Annotated in this window: 16 protein-coding genes; 7 read left to right on the forward strand and 9 right to left on the reverse strand. The window is 62.9% G+C overall.

Annotation, left to right across the window (positions count from 1 at the left end):
• Positions 1–2 precede the first annotated feature (2 nt).
• From LB524_RS15600 to LB524_RS15610, 3 genes are all read right to left on the reverse strand, one after another.
• A complete protein-coding gene (locus tag LB524_RS15600) occupies positions 3–1,538 on the reverse strand; it encodes an FAD-dependent monooxygenase (protein ID WP_224527922.1) in 1,536 nt (511 codons plus the stop codon).
• A 552-nt stretch (positions 1,539–2,090) separates the two neighbouring features.
• The gene (locus tag LB524_RS15605) at positions 2,091–3,464 is read right to left on the reverse strand and encodes a PleD family two-component system response regulator (protein WP_015317622.1); all 1,374 of its coding nucleotides are present in this window, start codon (positions 3,462–3,464) and stop codon (positions 2,091–2,093) included.
• 33 nt (positions 3,465–3,497) lie between these two features.
• On the reverse strand, positions 3,498–3,854 hold the full coding sequence (locus LB524_RS15610) for a response regulator (RefSeq protein WP_280110242.1): 357 nt from the start codon (positions 3,852–3,854) through the stop codon (positions 3,498–3,500).
• A 262-nt stretch (positions 3,855–4,116) separates the two neighbouring features.
• On the opposite strand from LB524_RS15610, the gene LB524_RS15615 reads away from it, so the two are divergent.
• Positions 4,117–4,416: a DUF3572 domain-containing protein gene (locus tag LB524_RS15615; protein WP_140793364.1), complete on the forward strand. Its 300-nt coding sequence runs from the start codon at positions 4,117–4,119 to the stop codon at positions 4,414–4,416.
• A complete protein-coding gene (locus tag LB524_RS15620; protein ID WP_015317619.1) occupies positions 4,413–5,066 on the forward strand; it encodes a hypothetical protein in 654 nt (217 codons plus the stop codon). The genes LB524_RS15615 and LB524_RS15620 overlap by 4 nt, the downstream gene beginning before the upstream one ends.
• Before the next feature lie 64 nt (positions 5,067–5,130).
• Here LB524_RS15620 and LB524_RS15625 read toward each other — a convergent pair whose 3' ends face one another.
• Together LB524_RS15625 and LB524_RS15630 are read right to left on the reverse strand one after the other, a co-directional pair.
• The gene (locus LB524_RS15625; protein ID WP_224528123.1) at positions 5,131–6,690 is read right to left on the reverse strand and encodes a hypothetical protein; all 1,560 of its coding nucleotides are present in this window, start codon (positions 6,688–6,690) and stop codon (positions 5,131–5,133) included.
• Between the two features lie 93 nt (positions 6,691–6,783).
• Positions 6,784–7,371: a GNAT family N-acetyltransferase gene (locus LB524_RS15630; RefSeq protein ID WP_015317617.1), complete on the reverse strand. Its 588-nt coding sequence runs from the start codon at positions 7,369–7,371 to the stop codon at positions 6,784–6,786.
• Positions 7,372–7,436: 65 nt separating this feature from the next.
• Here LB524_RS15630 and LB524_RS15635 point away from each other — a divergent pair, with 65 nt between their 5' ends.
• Positions 7,437–8,765, forward strand: coding sequence for a DNA polymerase IV (locus LB524_RS15635; protein WP_224527933.1), 1,329 nt, complete (start codon positions 7,437–7,439; stop codon positions 8,763–8,765).
• A gap of 6 nt (positions 8,766–8,771) precedes the next feature.
• Here the strand turns inward: LB524_RS15635 and LB524_RS15640 are convergent, their stop codons facing one another.
• Entirely contained in the window at positions 8,772–9,278 is a 507-nt protein-coding gene (locus LB524_RS15640; protein WP_015317615.1) for a hypothetical protein, read from the reverse strand.
• 190 nt (positions 9,279–9,468) lie between these two features.
• Between LB524_RS15640 and LB524_RS15645 the strand changes: the two genes are divergently transcribed.
• Entirely contained in the window at positions 9,469–10,350 is an 882-nt protein-coding gene (locus tag LB524_RS15645) for a DMT family transporter (protein ID WP_140723582.1), read from the forward strand.
• Positions 10,351–10,359: 9 nt separating this feature from the next.
• On the opposite strand, the gene LB524_RS15650 is transcribed toward LB524_RS15645, so the two are convergent.
• The 3 genes from LB524_RS15650 to LB524_RS15660 form a co-directional block, all read right to left on the reverse strand.
• Positions 10,360–11,163 carry a potassium channel family protein gene (locus LB524_RS15650; RefSeq protein WP_140661174.1) on the reverse strand — a complete coding sequence of 268 codons (804 nt, stop codon included), beginning with the start codon at positions 11,161–11,163 and terminating at the stop codon, positions 10,360–10,362.
• Between the two features lie 55 nt (positions 11,164–11,218).
• Positions 11,219–14,746 (reverse strand): DNA polymerase III subunit alpha, encoded by a 3,528-nt coding sequence (gene dnaE, locus LB524_RS15655; protein WP_224527935.1) that lies wholly within the window; start codon positions 14,744–14,746, stop codon positions 11,219–11,221.
• Between the two features lie 107 nt (positions 14,747–14,853).
• Positions 14,854–16,866 (reverse strand): acetyl/propionyl/methylcrotonyl-CoA carboxylase subunit alpha, encoded by a 2,013-nt coding sequence (locus LB524_RS15660; RefSeq protein WP_224527944.1) that lies wholly within the window; start codon positions 16,864–16,866, stop codon positions 14,854–14,856.
• A gap of 249 nt (positions 16,867–17,115) precedes the next feature.
• Here LB524_RS15660 and LB524_RS15665 point away from each other — a divergent pair, with 249 nt between their 5' ends.
• The 3 genes from LB524_RS15665 to LB524_RS15675 all read left to right on the forward strand — a co-directional run bounded on the left by LB524_RS15665 (position 17,116) and on the right by LB524_RS15675 (position 19,412).
• Positions 17,116–18,243, forward strand: coding sequence for an S-(hydroxymethyl)glutathione dehydrogenase/class III alcohol dehydrogenase (locus tag LB524_RS15665; protein ID WP_140793377.1), 1,128 nt, complete (start codon positions 17,116–17,118; stop codon positions 18,241–18,243).
• Positions 18,244–18,310: 67 nt separating this feature from the next.
• The gene (gene gfa, locus LB524_RS15670; RefSeq protein WP_224527946.1) at positions 18,311–18,880 is read left to right on the forward strand and encodes an S-(hydroxymethyl)glutathione synthase; all 570 of its coding nucleotides are present in this window, start codon (positions 18,311–18,313) and stop codon (positions 18,878–18,880) included.
• Positions 18,881–18,944: 64 nt separating this feature from the next.
• Complete coding sequence (locus LB524_RS15675) at positions 18,945–19,412, forward strand: YaiI/YqxD family protein (RefSeq protein ID WP_140723596.1); 468 nt, start codon at positions 18,945–18,947, stop codon at positions 19,410–19,412.
• The last annotated feature ends 9 nt before the right edge of the window (positions 19,413–19,421 follow it).

Genomic DNA, 19,421 nt, shown 5'->3' on the forward strand with positions numbered 1-19,421 from the left:
CATCAGCCTGTGGAAGGTGACGCGCTGCGTTCGGAGGGGCGCCCGGCTCCGGCATCCGGTCCGAACCATCTGGTCAGCGCATCGGCCAATCCCTGTCCATCCTCAACGCCAACCCAGGCCACGTATCCATCGGGCCGGATCAAGACCGCGTCGGGTGCGGCGACCGTTCCGAGTACGGGAAGCTCCCAGGCACCGGCATACGATGCGTCGATCTGCCGGATCCGGTCGGCCCAAGGCGCAATGTCCAGCCTGCCTGGCTCACCGAAATTGAGGAGCAGCGGCCGCGCGTCGTGGAGCAACGTGAACAGTCGCAACGGCCCATTGGCGGTGGAGAGATCGAGGTCGGGTATTCGTCGCCCAAGCAGCGCGTGCCCCTCCCCGAGATCGTAGTGGACACCCAGGCCAGACATCTCCGCGGCGATCCGTTTGCGTGGCCCATCCATGGCGAGCAGTTCGGCGAATGTGTCGCTCAAGGCCTTGGTCCGAGCATCCATCCGGCGAAGCGCGACCTGCGCCATCGCGTTGCGCAGCACGCGGGCGGCGACCGGATGGCGTTCTGCATGGTAGCTGTCGAGCAGGCCTTCCAGTGACATCCGCTTGACCACCTGGGCCAGCTTCCACCCCAGGTTCACCGCGTCCTGCACGCCGATATTGAGGCCCTGTCCGCCCATTGGGGGATGGATATGCGCGGCGTCACCGGCCAGCAGAACACGTCTGTCGCGGTAAGCGGCAGCCTGCCGCGTCATGTCGGTGAACCGGGAAATCCAGGTCGGACTGTGGACCCCGTAATCGGTGCCGTAGACACCGACAAGCGCCTCGCTGAGATCGCGCAGTGTCGGTTCGCCACCAATGGTCAGTTGTCGCTCGGTCAGCACGATACCCACCCGGCCGTCTTCCTCAATCTTGCCGATCGCATGGATACCATGGGCGTCACTGCGAAAGCCCAATGCTGGTTCCTCCGCCGTCTCGACCTCGGCGATTATCCAGCTCATCGTCGGATCCCATCCATCGAACGCGATCCCCGCGGCCTTGCGGATCATGCTGCGTCCTCCGTCGCAGCCGACGAGATACTGCGTCCGCAACCGCTGGCCGCCAGACAGATCGATGTCGACGCCACCATTATCCTGTGCGAAGCCCGTGACGTCCTGCCCGCGATAGATCGGCACGCCGAACTCGCTGATCCAGTCGGCCAATATCCGCTCGATGTGGTTTTGCCGCAACGCCAGCAGATAGTTGTGCCGCGTGGGAAAGTCGCTGATGTCCAATCGGATCATGTGGAAGCCCACCGACGGCGATGTCTGTCCCTGCGAGAGGAACCGGTCGGCAATTCCGCGCTGGTCGAGCACCTCGATGGTGCGCGCGTGCAGGCCGCCCGCGCGCAAACCGACGAGTTCCTGGTTTGGCCGCCGCTCGACAACGGCCACATCGACGCCCGCCAATGCGAGTTCGCCGGCCAGCATCAACCCGGTCGGACCACCTCCGGCGATCACCACGGCATGATCCCGACGCACTCGGCCTCCTGGCAACAATTCCGGCATTTCGCCACTCCCGTTTCCGTTAACCTGGGTCGTGGTTCTACGGGAACAGCCGGGTCTTGCCGCAAGCCCCTTGCGCGCCATATGTATGAAATGGAGGGGGCTGGCTCCTCTTCTTCCCCTTATGCATATGGCGGCGAAAAAGTCGCGGTGTTGCCAAGCAATAGCACGCGAGGGTGCAACCGAAGCCGTTACAGTCCAGAAAAGCGGGACCTGCTGCAAAAAAGCCCCGGTTCTTCCGGGGCTTGACGCAGATTCCTGATGTCATATCGGGCAAAGGGGGCCGGTCGGCGTTTGGCAGCGGTACGAGGAGGCCACTATGTGCCAGCGCCGGCCGGCCGACCCCACGGACCCAGGAGATGCGGCGGACCTGAGCATCATGGGGTATTCGAGGATCGAGCCGGCTGTCTACCTCGTGCCGGCTTCGTCTTGGCCTTCACATTTGCGCAAGAGCTTATGGAAATCAACAGTTTCTTAACCAAGGCTCGCGAATCGCTTGGATTAAGGTAAATGGGTAACCCTGTTGGGGTTGACCGGATTATCGGGGCCGGAGCGTCAAGCTGCCTTGGCAACGACGCGGTTGCGGCCGCCGCTCTTGGCTTCGTAGAGCGCGAGATCGGCGCGCTTCATCAGTGCCGCCACCGTATCCACGCCCTTCAGCACCGATGACACGCCAACACTGACGGTGACCTCGATCGTCTTGCCCTCGGCGCCGATGGCGAACGGCATCTGGGCGATTTCGGCACGAATGCGCTCGGCCACCTTCTCGGCCACTGCGCCGTCGGTGTCGGGCATTACCACCACGAACTCCTCGCCGCCGAACCGGCAGGCAAGGTCGATACCCCGGACGTTCTTGCGCAGCCGCCGCGCGAATTCGCGCAGCACCTCGTCGCCGCCGTCATGCCCATGCGCATCATTGATGGACTTGAAGCGGTCGAGATCGGTGATCATCACCGACAGCGGCCGGCGCCGCGCCACGGCGCGATCGAACAGCGTCTGCAGATGGCTGTCTAGATAGCGGCGATTGTGCAGCCCGGTGAGGCCGTCGGTCACGGCCATTTCGATGGTCTGGGTGACACTGGCGCGCAATTGGTCATTGTAGCGCTTGCGGCGCACCTGGGTACGCAGCCGCGCCGTCAGTTCCTGCTGGTCTATCGGCCGCATCAGATAGTCGTTGATGCCGAGTTCGAGCCCTCGGATGATGCGCTCCTCCTCGCCCTCCTCCGCCAGCAGGATGATCGGCACGAAACGGGTGCGGTCGAGCGAACGCAGTTGCGAGCAGAGCCTGAGCGGATCGAAATCGGCGAAGGCCGTCGAGATCATCACGCATTCATAGGGCGTCTCCGCGGCCTGGAAGAACCCGGCATGCGGATCGCCGGTGACGTCGAGGTCGGCACGATCGCGCAGCATCTTCTGGATGCGCTCGACCGACGATTTGCGCTCGTCGATCAAAAGCACCTTCGGCGTCGTGTCCTCGGACGCGAAATTGCGGCTCAAAAGTTCTTCGATGCCGATGTTGCGCGTGGTCGAGGCGCGCAGCCGAAGCTCGTCGGTCAACGACTTCAGGCGGACCAGGCTCTTGACGCGCGTCATCAGCTGCAAGTCGTTGACCGGCTTGGTTAGGAAATCGTCGGCACCGGCCTCGAGCCCGCGCACGCGGTCGGTGACCTGATCGAGCGCGGTGATCATCACCACCGGAATGTGCGACGTCGCCGGATCGCTCTTCAATCGCCGGCAGACCTCGAACCCGTCCATGTCGGGCATCATTACGTCGAGCAGCACGACATCGACCTTGCCGTTCTCGCAGGTCTCGATCGCATCGGCCCCATTGGTGGCGGTCAGAACCTCGAAATACTCGGCCAGCAGCCGGACTTCCAGCAGCCTCACATTGGCAGGGATGTCGTCGACGACGAGGATCCGCGCAGTCATTTCACAACGCTCCGGCTCGGCTGGAAGGGTACATCAGGCATCGCCCAGATAAGATTTGATGGTTTCGATGAAACGCGGCACCGAGATCGGCTTCGAAATATACGCCTCGCAGCCGCCTTGGCGGATGCGTTCCTCGTCGCCTTTCATCGCAAAGGCAGTCACCGCAATCACCGGGATGACGTGCAGATCGTCGTCCTCTTTCAGCCATTTGGTCACTTCCAGTCCCGACACTTCGGGCAGCTGGATGTCCATCAGGATGAGGTCCGGCCGGTGCTGGCGCGCCAGGTCGAGCGCCTCCAGACCGTTGCGGGTGCGCACCGTCTCGTAACCGCTTGCTTCGATGAGGTCCCGAAAGAGCTTCATATTGAGCTCATTGTCCTCGACGATCATGACCTTCTTAGGCATCGGCATCCCGTCCCGGCCGTCCTCCACCCGGAGGTGGCCGTCATGCGCTCTTTCCTTGAACGCACCAAACCCTGCTTCACTATACGGCAATATGATTGACGAAACGGAAACCCGAAGCCTGCAAAGCAGCACGAATTCCGCCTCGCCTCCCTGCGCGTCCAAAAGGCGCGCCACACGCTAATGGCTTGCCGCAAGCAATTCTTGCCATTACTGCGGGAGAGACTCATTCCACGCACCGAAGGTAGTGATGGCAAACGCAGCGTCAATGCGCGAAGAGGCGGAAACCATTGCCGTAAAGGCACTGGGCTTCGTTGCCACCGATCCGGAGCTTTTACCGCGCTTTCTGGCAATCACGGGAATAGAGGCGCATTCGATCCGCCGGGCGGCCGGCGAGCCGGGTTTCCTGGCCGGCGTCCTGCAGTTCATTCTTGCCCACGAGCCGACCTTGATGCGCTTCGCCGAGGAAACCGGCACGCCACCAGCGGCTGTCGGCAAGGCGTTGCGCGCCTTGCCGCTTGGCGATGACAATCACGAGCACTCCACATGAGCGATGATCCCGAAACCGCGCGCCAGATCGAGGAACTGGCGGCTGACGACCGACCGCTGCTGGTGCTCGATGTCGATGACGTGGTGCTCGAATTCATCCGGCCCTTCCCGCATTTCCTCAAGGCGCGCGGCTATGGCCTGACGCTGGCGTCCTTCCGGCTGACCGGCAACATTGCCGAGACAGCCAGCGGCCGCCTGATCGAACAACCTGAAGTCACCGCACTCCTGGGCGATTTCTTCGACGCGCAAGCCGATTGGCAAAGCATCACCGATGGCGCCGCGGAAGCCCTGACCGGACTTGGAGACCGTGCCGAAATCATATTGCTGACAGCCATGCCGCACCGGCATCGCGCCGTGCGACGCGCCCATCTCGATGCACTGGGGCTAGCCTATCCGCTGCTGACCACCGAAATGGCCAAGGGCCCGGCGGTAGCCAAACTGCGCGGCAAGAGCGGCAGGCCGGTGGTCTTCGTCGACGATCAGCCAGCCAATCTGGCGTCGGTGCGTGACTCGGTCGCCGACGCAAACCTATTCCATCTGATGGCCGACAATTCGCTGCGTACGTTCCTGCCATCGGTCCCGGACGATGTCATCGTCGTCCAGGATTGGCACGAAGCCGCGCCTAAGATCGCTGGCGCGCTGGGGTTCTAATCCAGGCGTTCTGGTGCGATCCCGGACCGAAAAACGGTTCCGGATTTGCTCAAGGGCAGAACACTCAAGGATTGAGCTTCGCCCCTGCCCCGCCGTTAGCGCCGCCGCCATTATCGCTACCGCCATTATCGCCGCCGCTCTCATCGTCCGAACCGTCACCGTCGTCGACGCTATCGTCCACCGCCGGGTCGGCGGGCTTCAGCATGACGCCGTTGACGGTGACCGAGCCGTCGGCCTTGGTGTTGATAGCCCATTCCAGCTTGCCGTCCGGCAGCGTCTTGGCAAAACCCTTCGCCATGAGAGCGACAGGCACGTACTGCCCGACTTCCGGCTCCGCCTTCGCCGCTTCCTGCAGATGCTCCATGATCTTGTCGAAGCCAGCGACGTCGACAGTGAGATTTGCGTCGGGTTTCTGGCCGAAGCTTGTCATCTCACCTTCCAGCGCGATCTCCATGTCCTTGTTCTTTACGGTACTGTGGCCGATGACGACCTTCGGCGTCTTGGCCAGGAATTCGGCTTTGAGCTGGTCGCCGAACTCGGCCGGCAGCGGCGGATCCTGGTTGAGATCAAAGGCTTCGATGGCCTTCTTTGCCATGCTGTCGAGATCGATGTTGGCGCCGCCGAAATTCAGGTCGATATCGGTGGGCAGCAGCGCCACGCTCCAGCTCGGCAAAAGCTGCTGCGGCACGGTCAGCCCCGAAGCCTTGATGCCATAGCTGACCTTTCCGTTCTGGGCGACGCCGTCGGAACCGAACGCTATGCCGAACTGGGTTGCTCCGAACGTGCCGATAGGGCTGTCGACCGCGAAGTCCTTGAAGCCATAGGTTCCGTCGATACGCTCCCACACCGGAAGCGCTGCAAGCAGAAGCGACTTGAGCTGCGCCTGGTTTGCCTTCAGCGTCTTCTCGTCCTCATTGGCCACGGCAAACGCCAGGAGATCGAGCAGAGGCTTGGTCTGCACGCCCTTGCCGCTGGCCTCCACGGAAAATTCCGGCGACTTCACGGTGACGGGAAAATTCAGCCCGCTCTCGGCGTCGTTGAATTTTATCGCTTCGACGAAGCTCGAAATCTTTTGCGACGTCGTGAAATCAACGCCGCCATTGGTCGCCTTGGTCGCGGAAAGCGTCACGGTGCCGGCACCGGCGGTCACATCCATCTTTTGCTTGGCGTCCTGCGACGACATCGTCATTCCGGCCATCGAGCTCGTGGCGCTGGTGAAGGCCGCCAGCTTGGGATCGTAGACGCCGTTGCCCTTGCCGTCCTTGATCGAGAACTGCGTGCTCTGCTTTCCCTGAGGGCCGTTGAATTCAAAGGAGGCGCTCTGCGAAAAATCCATCGAGACATCCCAGGACCCGTCGCTGCGCGGCTTGACCAGCAGGGCGTAGGGCGCGAAGTCGAATTTCACCAGCTTCTGGTCGGGAAAGCTGCTGGCCAGCGCCTTGAAATCGACCACGATCTTGTAGGCGGCGCCTTCGGCCGAAACCTTCAGGATGCCCTTGTCGAGCGCCTGTTTGCCGACATAGCGCGACAGATCATCGGACAACTGCTTGGCGCCCTGACTGTCGACGGTCTGGCCGAAAGCAGGCGCGCTCAGCAGGAACGCGGTAAAGGCAATAGGCAGCATACGGTTCACGGGAATTCTCCGTTCGTCAAAAAGGCAAAAATGGTTTCGTATCTCTGGTAGGGAAATACCATCGCGACCGCAAGACGATGACAGTCAGGCAATCGGCTTCAACACCAGCCGCATCAGCGGCCGACCGGCCTTGCGCTCCACAAGCCTTTCGAAGCCGGCTTTCTCGAACACCCCCGATGACCCGACAAACAGGCCGATCGAACGCGAATCGCGCGAAAGGTCGATCGGGCAGGCCTCTACGAGCCGCGCCCCGTTCCTGCGGGCGAACTCGATGCCGCCTTCGACGAGGCGGTGGGTGATGCCCCTGCCGCGCGCCTTGGCGCGGATGAAAAAGCACGAGATCGCCCAAACGGCCGGATCGGACGCGTCGGCGGGATCGATCGGCGCCGAGCCCCTGCCCTTGTTGTTCCATTCGGGCACGTCGGCGCGTGGCCCGATCTGCATCCAGCCGACCGCCTTGCCGTCCTCGAAAGCCAGCAGGCCGGGCGGCGGGCCGGCCTCGATGCGCGCCTTGATGTGATCCTTGTTGCGTTCACGGCTGCTCTCGCGCCGCGCCGCCGGCGCCAGCCGGAAATGCGTACACCAGCAGCCGTAGCAGGCGCCCTGCTTGCCGAAAAGGTCCTCGAATTCAGGCCAGAGCTCTGGCGCCAGCGGCACTACGGTCGTGCTCATGCGTTCTCCCCAGGCCAGGCTTGTCGCTGGCCTTGCGCTGTCGTACCATTGGTTTTGTTCTCTTTATGTTCGCAGCGATGGCGACCCCTGTCAACAATCCCGACCACGGTTTTTGTCGTGACTGCCTGACCTTTCAGCGCAGTGAAACGCGCCGTTGCGAACGCTGCGGCAGCCCTCGCCTTGCCCGCCATCCCGAGCTTTACCGGCTGCACCTCGCCCATATCGATTGCGACGCCTTCTACGCGGCCATCGAGAAGCGCGACAACCCTGCGCTCAAGGACAAGCCGCTGATCATCGGCGGCGGCAAGCGCGGTGTCGTCTCCACCGCCTGCTACATCGCTCGCATCCGCGGCGTGCGCTCCGCCATGCCGATGTTCAAGGCGCTCGAGGCCTGCCCGGAGGCGGTCGTGATCGCGCCCAACATGGAAAAGTACGTGGCCGTCGGCCGCGAGGTGCGCGCCATGATGCAGGCTTTGACACCGCTGGTCGAGCCGTTGTCGATCGATGAGGCCTTCCTCGACCTCGCCGGCACCGAGCGCCTGCACGGACTGCCACCGGCCGTGGTGCTGGCGCGCTTTTCGCTGGCGGTGGAGAAGGAGATCGGCATCACCGTTTCATCAGGCCTGTCCTATTGCAAATTCCTCGCCAAGATAGCGTCCGATTTCCGCAAACCGCGCGGCTTTTCCGTCATCGGCGAGGCGGAGGCGGTCGGCTTTCTGGCCACGCAGCCGGTGACCATGATCTGGGGCGTCGGCAAGGCGTTCAACGCCACGCTGGAACAGGATGGCATCCGCACGATCGGCCAGCTCCAGAAGATGGAGCGTGGCGACCTGATGCGCCGCTATGGGGTGATGGGCGAACGGCTCTACCGGCTTTCGCGCGGTGAGGATGTCCGCCGCGTCGACCCAGACCAGGACGCCAAGAGCGTATCGGCCGAAACCACTTTCGACACCGATATCGCCTCACTGGACGAGCTTGTCTCGGTGCTGAGGGGCCTTTCGGAAAAAGTCTCGGCGAGGCTGAAGAAAACAGGCATTGCGGGGCGCACCGTGGTGCTGAAGCTGAAGACCCAGGACTTCAGGCTCCGCACGCGCAACCGTCAGCTCGGCGACCCGACCCGCCTCGCCGACCGCATCTTTTCGACCGGCGTGGAACTTCTTCGCAAGGAGACCGACGGAACGAAATTCCGATTGCTCGGCATCGGCGTCAGCGACCTCTCCGACGATGATAAGGCCGATCCGCCGGATTTGGTCGATGTGCAGTCGCGCAAGCGCGCCATGGCCGAAGGCGCCATCGATGCACTACGCGACAAGTTCGGCCGCAAGGCGGTGCAAACCGGCTACACCTTCGGCAAGGGCCGCGACGCCCATCCGCCGGAACCGCTGGAAGATTGAACCCGATCAGCTGCGTCGAAGATCGATGCGGCTGGTCACCACGCTCTTGCCGGTCTTGGGATCGCGGTCGACCACGGTCAAGACAATGCCGTCCGCACCGTTTTTCTGCACGGTAAGCTGCGCGGCGCGGTCGCCATTGACCTCCTTGGCCCAGCGGATGGCGAGGTTTATCGCATTGCCGGAACGGCTTCCGTTCAACTGCGCCGGTCCGGTGCGCGATCCCACATAGACACCGCTGTATTTGGCGCCGCTGGTCTTCAGGCGAGCACTGATGGCGCGTGTCACCAGGATCAGGCCGCGGCAGTTGCCGTCGAGGGACAGCGAAGACGATGTCGCATTCGATTTGAACGTGCAGGAAACGCTGACCGTTGGCGCCTGCGTCGTCACCTGAACGGTTCCCTTGCCGGCGAAATTGCCCTTGAAGGATTGGAGAAATTTGCTCTCGTCCGCATGCGCGGCAGTGGCCGCGACAGCCAGGCACCCGGCAAGCACAAACCGCGTGAGTAATGTCATCGAAGGTCTCCTTGTGACGGGTGGAACGGCGATCGGTGATGCTCAGGCGGACATCGCGACTCAACGCGGCTTGCCATGTCAGGTTCCGCCCGCGACAGGGCTGTTTGCAACGTCGCGTCAATATCTCTGGCCCAGTCAAATGCGGCGGCTAGTGGTTGCGGCAAAAACCCCGGCTTGCGAGATAGCTGACATGGCACCTACCCCCTCGATCCCCAAGGCCGCTTTCTGGATGGCGCTGTCGATCGCCTCGTTCCTGGCGATGTCGGTCGCCGGCCGCGCCACTACCGCCGAGCTCAACGTCTTCCAGGTGCTGGAACTGCGCTCGGTCATCGGGTTCTTCATTCTGCTGCCGCTGGTGATGATGAGCGGCGGCTTCGCGGCGATGCGCACGCAGCGTCCCGTCGCTCATATCGCCAGAAACGTCATCCACTATACCGGGCAGGCGGCATGGCTCTACGCATTGACCTTGATTCCGTTGGCCGTGCTGATTTCGATCGAATTCACCACACCGATCTGGACGGCTATCTTGGCGGTGAGCTTTCTTGGTGAAAGGTTGTCCCGGCCAAAGCTTGCCGCGATCGTACTGGGCCTGATCGGGGTGGTGATCATCGTTCGTCCCGGTGTGGGCTCGGTCGATCCGGGCCATCTCATCGTGCTCGGCGCCGCGGTTTGCTTCGGCATCTCGGTGGTCCTGGTCAAGTCGCTGACGCGGACGGACAGCGTCGTGCGCATCATTTTCTGGATGCTGATCATCCAGTCGGTGGTCGGCCTCGTTCCAGCCCTTTACGAGTGGCGCAACCCGCCGCTGGAACTGTGGCCATGGATCGTGCTGATCGCCTTCACCGGCATGTCCTCGCATTTCTGCATGGCCCGCGCGCTTGGCTACGCCGACGCCACCGTCATTTCGCCGATGGATTTCCTGCGTGTACCGTTGTCGGCGCTCATCGGCTGGCTGCTTTACAGCGAGCAGATCGACGCCTTCACCGCTGGCGGTGCATTGCTGATCCTGATGGGCAATCTGCTCAACTTGCAGCGCAAGGCAGTCAAGCCGGCAGAAGTCGCGGCGTCATAGCGTTGCCAGTCAGTTCCCTTCGTCTGGAATGTTGAGCACGTGTCCGCACGCCTTGCAGTGTACGGCGTCCGGCTCGTGACGCTGCAACCCGCATTGCGGACAGGGAAAGAACACCTTGGCCGGCCGAAAGATCGCCTGCGCCAGCCTGACGAACAGCGATATGCCGATGATCATGGTTACGATCGCCGTCAGCTTGCCGGCGATGCCCGGCAGCACGATGTCTCCGAAGCCTGTCGTCGTCACGGTCGCGACGGTGAAGTAAAGCGCGTCGATGTAGTTTTCCAGTCCGGCTCCGTTGCGAAAAAAGAACGTGTAGACGAAGCCCGTGATGACAAAGAGAAAGGTCAAAAGGTTGATCACCGCGTGGCTTGCCTCGCGCCAGGGCCGCAGGCCACGCATCTCGAAATGCCGCCAGATCGAACCGCTGCGCGACAGCGACCATAGCCGCAGGATGCGCAGAAAGCCGAGGCTCGCGAGAGCCGTCGGCATCAGCAGCGTCAGAAGGATGAAGGCATCCACCCAAAAGGTCGGCTGCTTCGTCAGGCGCAGCATGTCGTTGGAGGCGAGCAGCCTGGCAATCAGATCGGCGGCGACGAGAGCCGCCACGGCATAGTCTAGCCACAGAAACGAGGGCGACTGCTGGATGACCGGGGTGGCGATGAAAAAAGCGATGATGGCGAGGTCGATGATGACAGCCACCAGTTGGAACCGGAACGCGGCCGGCGAGCGTCCGTGATAGAGCCTGCGCAGCCTGTCGCGTAATCGCGCCGTCGCGGAAAGGTTCTGCGATGGACGCCTCTCCTTGGCCTTCATGCTGGCATGAGCAGCCGGTGCCGGCCCGCGGAGTGCCGCCTGGTAAGCGCGCAGATCACACCAGTTCCACTTCAATCACGCCCGGCACGGCGCGCATTGCCGAGGCGATCTGTGGCGAGACGCGATAGCCGCCTTGCAGAGCGATCTCGACCTCGCCCTGCGCCTCTTCCTTGATCACGATGATGCTCACCTGGCTTTCACCCCGCTGCGTGAGTTGGGATTGGATCATCGAGGCAGGTCCATCGTTCCTGACGAAGATGCGCAGCGCCTTCTGGATGCGGCTTGCCTCGTCCTCCAGCGATTGCACGGAGTTGATGCGCAGGTTGACGCCCTCGGGCCTGTCCTCCGCCGCGACAGTGATGACAACCGAGCGGCCGGCTTCGAGGAGGTCGCGATACTGGGCCAAACCTTCTGAAAACAATACGGCCTCGTATTGGCCGGAGGTGTCCGAAAAGGCCACCACGCCCATCTTGTTGCCGGTGCGCGTCTTGCGCTCCTGCTTGCTGGTAACGGTGCCGGCAAGCCGGCCGGCGGAAGCACCGCGCTTGACGGCGGCGGAGAACTCCGCCCAGTTCTGCACCCGCATCTTCTGCAGCGCCGCCTTGTACTCGTCGAGCGGATGCGCCGAGAGATAGAAGCCGACGACCTGGAACTCGCGGTGCAGCCGGTCGGCGGCGAGCCACGGATCGGTCGCCGGCAGGTTGAGCGCCTGAGACTGTGCGCCGAGGGATGCGCCGAAGATGTCGGCCTGACCCGAAACGGCGTTCTGCTGGGCGAGCGACGCCAGCCCCATCATTCGCTCGACGCCGGCCAACATCTGGGCGCGATCGTGGCCGAAGCAGTCGAGCGCGCCAGCCATGATCAGGCTTTCGAAAACCCGTTTGCCGACGATCTTCGGGTCGACCCTCTCGCAGAAATCGGCCAGGCTCTTGAACGGCTTTTCGCCGCGAACGGCGACGATGTGCTCCACCGCGGCATCGCCGACGCCCTTCAGCGCGGTCATCGAATAATAGATCCGGTTGTCGCCGACCTCGAAGGCACGGAAACTCGTCATCACCGACGGCGCCAGGACTTCGATGCCGAGGCGCAGCGCATCCTGGCGGAAGTCGGCGAGCTTGTCGGTGTTGCCCATGTCTAGCGTCATCGACGCTGCCAGGAACTCGACCGGATAATGCGCCTTGAGATAGGCGGTCTGGTAGGAGACGACAGCGTAGGCAGCGGCATGAGACTTGTTGAAACCGTAGTCGGCGAACTTTGCCAGCAGGTCGAAAATGAAGTCGGCTTGCGGCTTTGCGACGCCGCGCTCGACCGCGCCGGAGACAAAGCGTTCGCGCTGCTTGTCCATCTCGGCCCGGATTTTCTTGCCCATGGCGCGCCGCAGAAGGTCGGCTTCGCCAAGCGAATAGCCGGACAGCTCCTGCGCGATCTGCATCACCTGTTCCTGGTAGACGATGACGCCTTGCGTCTCCTTCACCAGATGGTCGATCTTGGGATGGATCGAGGCCATCTCCTCCTCGCCATGCTTTCTGGCGTTGTAGGTCGGGATGTTCTCCATCGGTCCCGGCCGGTAGAGGGCAACCAGCGCGATGATGTCCTCGATGCAGTCGGGCCGCATGCCGATCAGCGCCTTGCGCATCCCGGCACTTTCCACCTGGAACACGCCGACCACCTCGCCGCGCGACAGCATCGCATAGGTCTCGGGATCGTCGAGCGGGATGGTCGCCAGGTCGATATCGATGCCGCGCCGGCGGATCAACTTGACGGCCGTCTCCAGCACCGTCAGCGTCTTCAGGCCGAGGAAGTCGAACTTCACCAACCCCGCCTGCTCGACATATTTCATGTTGAACTGGGTGACAGGCATGTCCGAGCGCGGATCGCGGTACATCGGCACCAGTTCCGACAACGGTCGGTCGCCAATGACGATGCCGGCGGCGTGCGTCGAGGCGTGGCGGTAGAGGCCCTCCAGCTTCTGCGCCATGTCGAGCAGCGTCTGCACGATCGGCTCTTTCTCGGCCTCCTCCGCAAAGCGCGGCTCGTTGGCGATGGCGTCGGCGAGCTTGACCGGATTGGCCGGGTTCTGCGGCACCATTTTCGACAGCTTGTCGACCTGGCCGTACGGCATCTGCAGCACGCGGCCGACGTCGCGCAGCACGGCGCGCGCCTGCAGCGTACCGAAAGTGATGATCTGACCGACCTGGTCGCGGCCGTATTTCTGCTGGACGTAGCGGATCACCTCTTCGCGACGGTCCTGGCAGAAATCGATGTCGAAATCGGGCATCGACACGCGGTCCGGATTGAGGAAGCGTTCGAACAGCAGCGAGAAACGCAGCGGATCGATGTCGGTGATGGTGGTCGAATAGGCAACCAGCGAACCAGCGCCCGAACCACGCCCCGGCCCGACCGGAATGCCTTGCGCCTTGGCCCATTTGATGAAGTCGGCAACGATCAGGAAGTAGCCGGGGAATTTCATTTTCTCGATGATGCCAAGCTCGAATTCGAGCCTCTCACGATACTGCTCGATCGTGTAGCCCGGTGTCGGTCCGTGCAGGGCGAGCCGTGCATCGAGCCCCTCGCGCGCCTGACGGGCCAGTTCCTCGGCCTCGGCCTTTTCGGCGGCGTCCTTGTCGGAGGCATCGCCGCCCGTGAAACGCGGCAGGATCGGACTGCGGGTTTTTGGATAGTAGGAGCAGCGCAGCGCGATCTCGACAGTGTTGTCGATGGCTTCAGGCAGGTCGGCGAACAATTTCGCCATATCGGCCTGGCTGCGCAGGAAATTGTCCGGCGACAGCCGGCGGCGGGTGTCGACGGCGACAACCGACCCCTCGGCGATGGCGATCAACGCATCATGCGCCTCATACTCGTCGCGCGACGAGAAGAAGGCCTCGTTGGTGGCAACCAGCGGCAATTCATGGGCATAGGCGAGATCGATCGAGGATTTCTCGATCATCCGGTCGTACCCCGAAACCCGGTCCAGCTCGACATAGAGCCGGTCGCCGAACATCGCCTTGAGCGTTACCAGCCGCGCTTCGGCAAGATCGCGGCGATCTTCCTTCAGGGCCATGCCGATCGGGCCGCGCGGCCCGCCACTAAGACAAATCAGGCCGTCACATTGGCCATCCATCATTTCGGTGGTCAGGTGCACCGCTTCGCCGGGCGGTGTTTCAAGGTAAACGCGGCTGACCAGCCGGACGAGATTGGAATAGCCGGTTTCGGTCGCCGCGATCAGCACGACCGGCCGCATATCGGGACCTTGCCGACGACGGTCACGCTGGCCGTCGCTGTTTTCGCCGGAAAAGGCAAGCGCGATCTGGCAGCCGATGATCGGCTGGATGCCGTCCTTCACCGCCTTCTGGGCGAACTCCAAGGCGCCGAACAAATTGTTGGTGTCGGTCACCGCGATCGCTGGCGCTTCGTCCTTGACGGCATGGCCGACGATCTTGCCGAGTTGCAGCGCGCCTTCCAGCAGCGAATAGGCCGAGTGCACGCGCAGATGGACGAACGGCCGCGCCGGCACCTCCGGCCGCGCGGCCGCGATCGCGGCCTCGCGCTTCAGGGGATCGCGTGGAAGTCTCTCATCCGCCATGGTTTCTCGCGCTGTCCGTAAGACTTGAGTCGATGGAGATGTATTGTCCGGGACCGGGCGATACCAGTCCAGCACAAACGACTACCGACCCACAGGCTTCCAGCCGTTCAGGCGAATTCCATGATCACCGCGTCGACGGCAAGGCTGTCGCCCGGCTTGGCATTGAGTTTCGCCACGACGAGGTCGCGCTCGGCGCGCAGAACGTTTTCCATCTTCATCGCCTCGACCACGGCCAGCGTCTCGCCCGCCTTGACCTCCTGGCCTTCGACAACGGCGATCGACACGACGAGGCCCGGCATCGGGCAGAGCAGCAGTTTCGACGTGTCCGGCGCTATTTTCTCCGGCATCAGCCGTTCCAATTCGGCGGTGCGCGGCAGCATGGCGCGCGCGGTCACCGACATGCCTTTCCAGGCGATGCGGAGGCCATTGGCGACAGGACGGATCTGGGCGGCAACCCTGCGCTCGCCGACCGTGCCGCGCCAGATGAGATCGCCGGGCCGCCAATCGGACGAAACGGTCAGCGCCTTGCCGCCATCGATGGACAGGTCCATTTCCATTGGGATGGAAATCATGCCTTCGAGGATCGACGCCGACAAATACTCATCGCCAATCTTCACCACCCAGTCGCGCTTGAGCGCTCCCGAATGCGGCGCCAGCCGCCCGCCCAGCCGGTCGAGACGGTCGCGGCGCAGCAGTTCCACCGCGGTCGCGATCGATGCCAGAACGGCTTTTTCCCCGCTGTTCGGCACGACGGGGGCAAAACCGTCGGGATATTCCTCCGCGATGAAGCCGGTCGATATCGCCCCTTCCCGCCAGCGTGGATGCTGCATCAGCGCCGCCAGGAACGGTATGTTGTGCTCGATGCCGTCGACGACAAAGCTGTCCAGCGCTTCCGACATGGCGTCGATGGCCTCGAGCCGCGTCGGCGCCCAGGTGCACAGCTTGGCCAGCATCGGATCGTAGAACATGGAGATTTCCGAGCCTTCGGTGACACCGGTGTCGTTGCGGATGACGACATCGCCGAAGCGGCCTTCCTCGGGTGGCCGGTAGCGTGTCAGCCGGCCGATCGACGGCAGGAAATTGCGATAGGGATCCTCGGCGTAGAGCCGGCTTTCCACCGCCCAGCCGTTCAGCTTGATGTCGCTCTGCTTGATGGCGAGCTTTTCGCCGGCGGCGACGCGGATCATCTGCTCGACCAGATCGATGCCGGTGACGAGTTCGGTCACCGGATGCTCGACCTGCAATCGTGTATTCATTTCAAGGAAATAGAAGTTCTTGTCCTTGTCGACGATGAACTCGACGGTGCCGGCGCTCTGGTAGTCGACAGCCCTGGCCAACGCCACCGACTGCTCGCCCATCGCCTTGCGCGTCCTGGCATCGAGGAAGGGCGATGGCGCCTCTTCCGCCACCTTCTGGTTGCGGCGCTGGATCGAGCATTCGCGTTCGCCAAGATAGAGCGCGTTGCCATGCCCGTCGGCCAGCACCTGGATTTCGATGTGACGCGGGTCGACCACGAACTTTTCGATGAAGACACGGTCGTCGCCGAACGAACTCTTGGCTTCCGAGCGCGCCCGATCGAATCCGTCACGTACTTCCGACTGGTCCCAGGCGATGCGCATGCCTTTGCCGCCGCCACCGGCCGAGGCCTTGATCATCACGGGATAGCCGATCTCGCCGGCGATCTTTTCGGCGTGATCGGCATTCTCGATGACGCCGAGCCAACCCGGAACCGTCGAAACCTCGGCAGCGTTGGCGAATTTCTTCGACTCGATCTTGTCGCCCATCGCCTTGATTGCCCTGGGTTTCGGCCCGATGAAGACGATGCCTTCCGCTTCCAGGGCTTCGCAGAACGCGGCTCGCTCGGACAGGAAGCCATAGCCGGGGTGCACGGCCTGAGCGCCCGTCGCCTTGCAGGCCGCGATGATCTTTTCAGGAACGAGGTAGCTCTGCGCGGCAGGCGACGGCCCGATATGCACCGCTTCGTCGGCCATTTCGACATGCACGGCATCGCGATCGGCGTCGGAATAGACGGCGACCGTGGAAATGCCCATCTTGCGCGCCGTCCTGATGACGCGGCAGGCGATCTCACCACGATTGGCGATCAGGATTTTGGTGAACATGCGGGCAGAATTCCCCTCCGGCAGATGGTTCAGTTCTATGGACTATGTCGCCAGGTCTCAAGTGCCGCAGCGGACGACATGACGGGCGTCCCTCCCAATGCTTCCGTCGCACTCCCCTGCCGAGCCGGGCTGGTTGTCGACGGTGTGCTATCTGCGTCAAGAAAGCCAAGATTTCGTCTCATCTGAGAGTTGATGAGCAGCTCAAAACCTGAAACCTTGGCTCAAAATCGCCTTTGGAGGAATTGCCCGATGAAAACCCGCGCCGCTGTCGCTGTCGCCGCCGGAAAGCCGCTGGAGATCATGGAGGTCGACCTTGATGGACCGCGCGATGGCGAGGTGCTGGTCGAGATCAAGGCGACCGGCATCTGCCACACCGACGAATTCACGCTGTCGGGCGCCGATCCCGAAGGCCTGTTTCCCGCCATCCTCGGCCATGAGGGCGCCGGGATCGTCGTCGATGTCGGGAAGGGCGTCACCTCGGTCAGGAAGGGCGACCATGTCATCCCGCTCTATACGCCCGAATGCCGTCAGTGCCCGTCGTGTTTGTCGAGGAAGACCAATCTGTGCACCGCCATCCGTGCCACCCAGGGGCAAGGGTTGATGCCGGACGGCTCGTCGCGCTTTTCGATCGGCAAGGACAAGATCTTCCACTACATGGGCTGCTCGACCTTCTCCAACTTCACCGTGCTGCCGGAGATCGCGGTGGCCAAGGTTAACCCCGACGCCCCCTTCGACAAGATCTGCTACATCGGCTGCGGCGTCACCACCGGCATTGGTGCGGTCATCAACACCGCCAAGGTCGAGCAAGGCGCCACCGCCGTCGTCTTCGGCCTCGGCGGCATCGGCCTCAACGTCATCCAGGGCCTGAAGCTTGCCGGCGCCGACATGATCATCGGTGTCGACCTGAACAACGACAAGAAGGAATGGGGCGAGCGATTCGGCATGACGCATTTCGTCAATCCGAAGGAGATCGACGGCGACATCGTGCCTTATCTCGTCAACATGACCAAGCGCGGAGCCGACCAGATCGGCGGCGCCGACTACACATTCGACTGCACCGGCAACACCAAGGTCATGCGCCAGGCACTCGAGGCCTCACATCGCGGCTGGGGCAAGTCGGTCGTCATCGGCGTCGCCGGTGCTGGCCAGGAGATTTCGACCCGGCCGTTCCAACTGGTCACCGGGCGCAGCTGGATGGGCACCGCCTTCGGCGGCGCGCGCGGCCGCACCGACGTGCCGAAGATCGTCGACTGGTACATGGACGGCAAGATCCAGATCGACCCGATGATCACCCACACGCTGAAGCTCGAGGACATCAACAGGGGATTCGACCTCATGCATGAGGGCAAATCGATCCGGAGTGTCGTGGTTTACTAAAGACAGCCACACGCCGCCGGCCATCCGGCCAGCGACCCCTGTGGTGAAACATGGGAGGAGAGAAACAATGGCGGAGAAACTGCATCCAAAGATCGACAATGGGCTGCCCAAGGAGAGCGCCAGCTTTGCCGGCGGCACGCTGGTCTGCGCCTGCACCAGCAAGCCGGTCAAGGTGAAGGTCAAGGGCCAGATCGCCCACAACCACGCCTGCGGCTGCACCAAATGCTGGAAGCCGGACGGTGCTGTGTTCTCGGTGGTGGCCGTTGCCGGCACCGGCGATGTCACCGTCACCGAGAATGGCGACAAGCTCAAGGTGGTCGACCCCTCGGCGCTGATCCAGCGTCATGCCTGCACCCAATGCGGCGTCCACATGCACGGGCCGGTCGAGCGCGACCATCCGTTCAAGGGCCTGTCCTTCATCCATCCCGAGCGCTTCGAGGAAGACGGCTGGTCGCCTCCGGGCTTCACCGCCTTCGTCTCCTCGATCATCGAATCGGGTGTCGACCCAAGCCGCATGGACGGCATTCGCGGCAGGCTGAAGACGATCGGGCTGGAACCTTATGACTGCCTCAATCCGGGCCTGATGGACTATATCGCCACCTGGACGGCGAAGAAATCCGGCGCCCTGCCGGCCTGACCACCGAGAGATTTCAGGCAGGGGCCGGATATGTTTCCGGCCCTTGCTCGTTTCCGGAGAGACAATGCCCGCACCCGCCATCTACGTCGACGCCGACGCATGCCCGGTCAAGGCCGAGGTAGAAAAGGTCGCCGAACGCCATGGCGTCGTCATCACCTATGTTTCCAATGGCGGTCTGCGTCCCTCCCGCGACCCGATGATCCGCAATGTCGTGGTCTCCAAGAGTGCCGATGCCGCCGACGACTGGATCGTCGAGAACACCAAGCCCAACGACATCGTGGTGACGGCGGACATTCCGCTCGCCGCCCGCACGGTGGCGCTCGGCGCGCATGTGTTGGGACCGACCGGGCGGCCGTTCACGCCCGAGACGATCGGCATGGCGGTGGCGATGCGGGACCTCAAGCAGCATTTGCGCGAAACCGGCGAGAGCAAGGGCTACAATGCCAGCTTCGCGCCGCAGGATCGTTCCCGGTTCCTGGGTGAACTTGACCGCATCTTGCGGCGCGCGCTGAAATCCGCCACACCGGGCTAGCAACAAAGC

The organism is Mesorhizobium sp. ESP6-5 (assembly GCF_020164695.1).
In the GTDB taxonomy this organism is placed as follows: domain Bacteria; phylum Pseudomonadota; class Alphaproteobacteria; order Rhizobiales; family Rhizobiaceae; genus Mesorhizobium; species Mesorhizobium australicum.

What these genes read in the sequence shown, in the direction of transcription:
- LB524_RS15675 (WP_140723596.1), top strand. Translation starts at nt 18,945, where the DNA reads ATGCCCGCACCCGCCATCTACGTCGACGCCGACGCATGCCCGGTCAAG.
- LB524_RS15625 (WP_224528123.1), bottom strand. Translation starts at nt 6,690, where the DNA reads ATGCTGCCTATTGCCTTTACCGCGTTCCTGCTGAGCGCGCCTGCTTTC.
- LB524_RS15645 (WP_140723582.1), top strand. Translation starts at nt 9,469, where the DNA reads ATGGCACCTACCCCCTCGATCCCCAAGGCCGCTTTCTGGATGGCGCTG.
- LB524_RS15600 (WP_224527922.1), bottom strand. Translation starts at nt 1,538, where the DNA reads ATGCCGGAATTGTTGCCAGGAGGCCGAGTGCGTCGGGATCATGCCGTG.
- LB524_RS15610 (WP_280110242.1), bottom strand. Translation starts at nt 3,854, where the DNA reads ATGATCGTCGAGGACAATGAGCTCAATATGAAGCTCTTTCGGGACCTC.
- LB524_RS15660 (WP_224527944.1), bottom strand. Translation starts at nt 16,866, where the DNA reads ATGTTCACCAAAATCCTGATCGCCAATCGTGGTGAGATCGCCTGCCGC.
- LB524_RS15665 (WP_140793377.1), top strand. Translation starts at nt 17,116, where the DNA reads ATGAAAACCCGCGCCGCTGTCGCTGTCGCCGCCGGAAAGCCGCTGGAG.
- gfa (WP_224527946.1), top strand. Translation starts at nt 18,311, where the DNA reads ATGGCGGAGAAACTGCATCCAAAGATCGACAATGGGCTGCCCAAGGAG.
- LB524_RS15615 (WP_140793364.1), top strand. Translation starts at nt 4,117, where the DNA reads ATGGCAAACGCAGCGTCAATGCGCGAAGAGGCGGAAACCATTGCCGTA.
- LB524_RS15630 (WP_015317617.1), bottom strand. Translation starts at nt 7,371, where the DNA reads ATGAGCACGACCGTAGTGCCGCTGGCGCCAGAGCTCTGGCCTGAATTC.
- LB524_RS15635 (WP_224527933.1), top strand. Translation starts at nt 7,437, where the DNA reads ATGTTCGCAGCGATGGCGACCCCTGTCAACAATCCCGACCACGGTTTT.
- LB524_RS15620 (WP_015317619.1), top strand. Translation starts at nt 4,413, where the DNA reads ATGAGCGATGATCCCGAAACCGCGCGCCAGATCGAGGAACTGGCGGCT.
- LB524_RS15605 (WP_015317622.1), bottom strand. Translation starts at nt 3,464, where the DNA reads ATGACTGCGCGGATCCTCGTCGTCGACGACATCCCTGCCAATGTGAGG.
- LB524_RS15640 (WP_015317615.1), bottom strand. Translation starts at nt 9,278, where the DNA reads ATGACATTACTCACGCGGTTTGTGCTTGCCGGGTGCCTGGCTGTCGCG.
- dnaE (WP_224527935.1), bottom strand. Translation starts at nt 14,746, where the DNA reads ATGGCGGATGAGAGACTTCCACGCGATCCCCTGAAGCGCGAGGCCGCG.
- LB524_RS15650 (WP_140661174.1), bottom strand. Translation starts at nt 11,163, where the DNA reads ATGAAGGCCAAGGAGAGGCGTCCATCGCAGAACCTTTCCGCGACGGCG.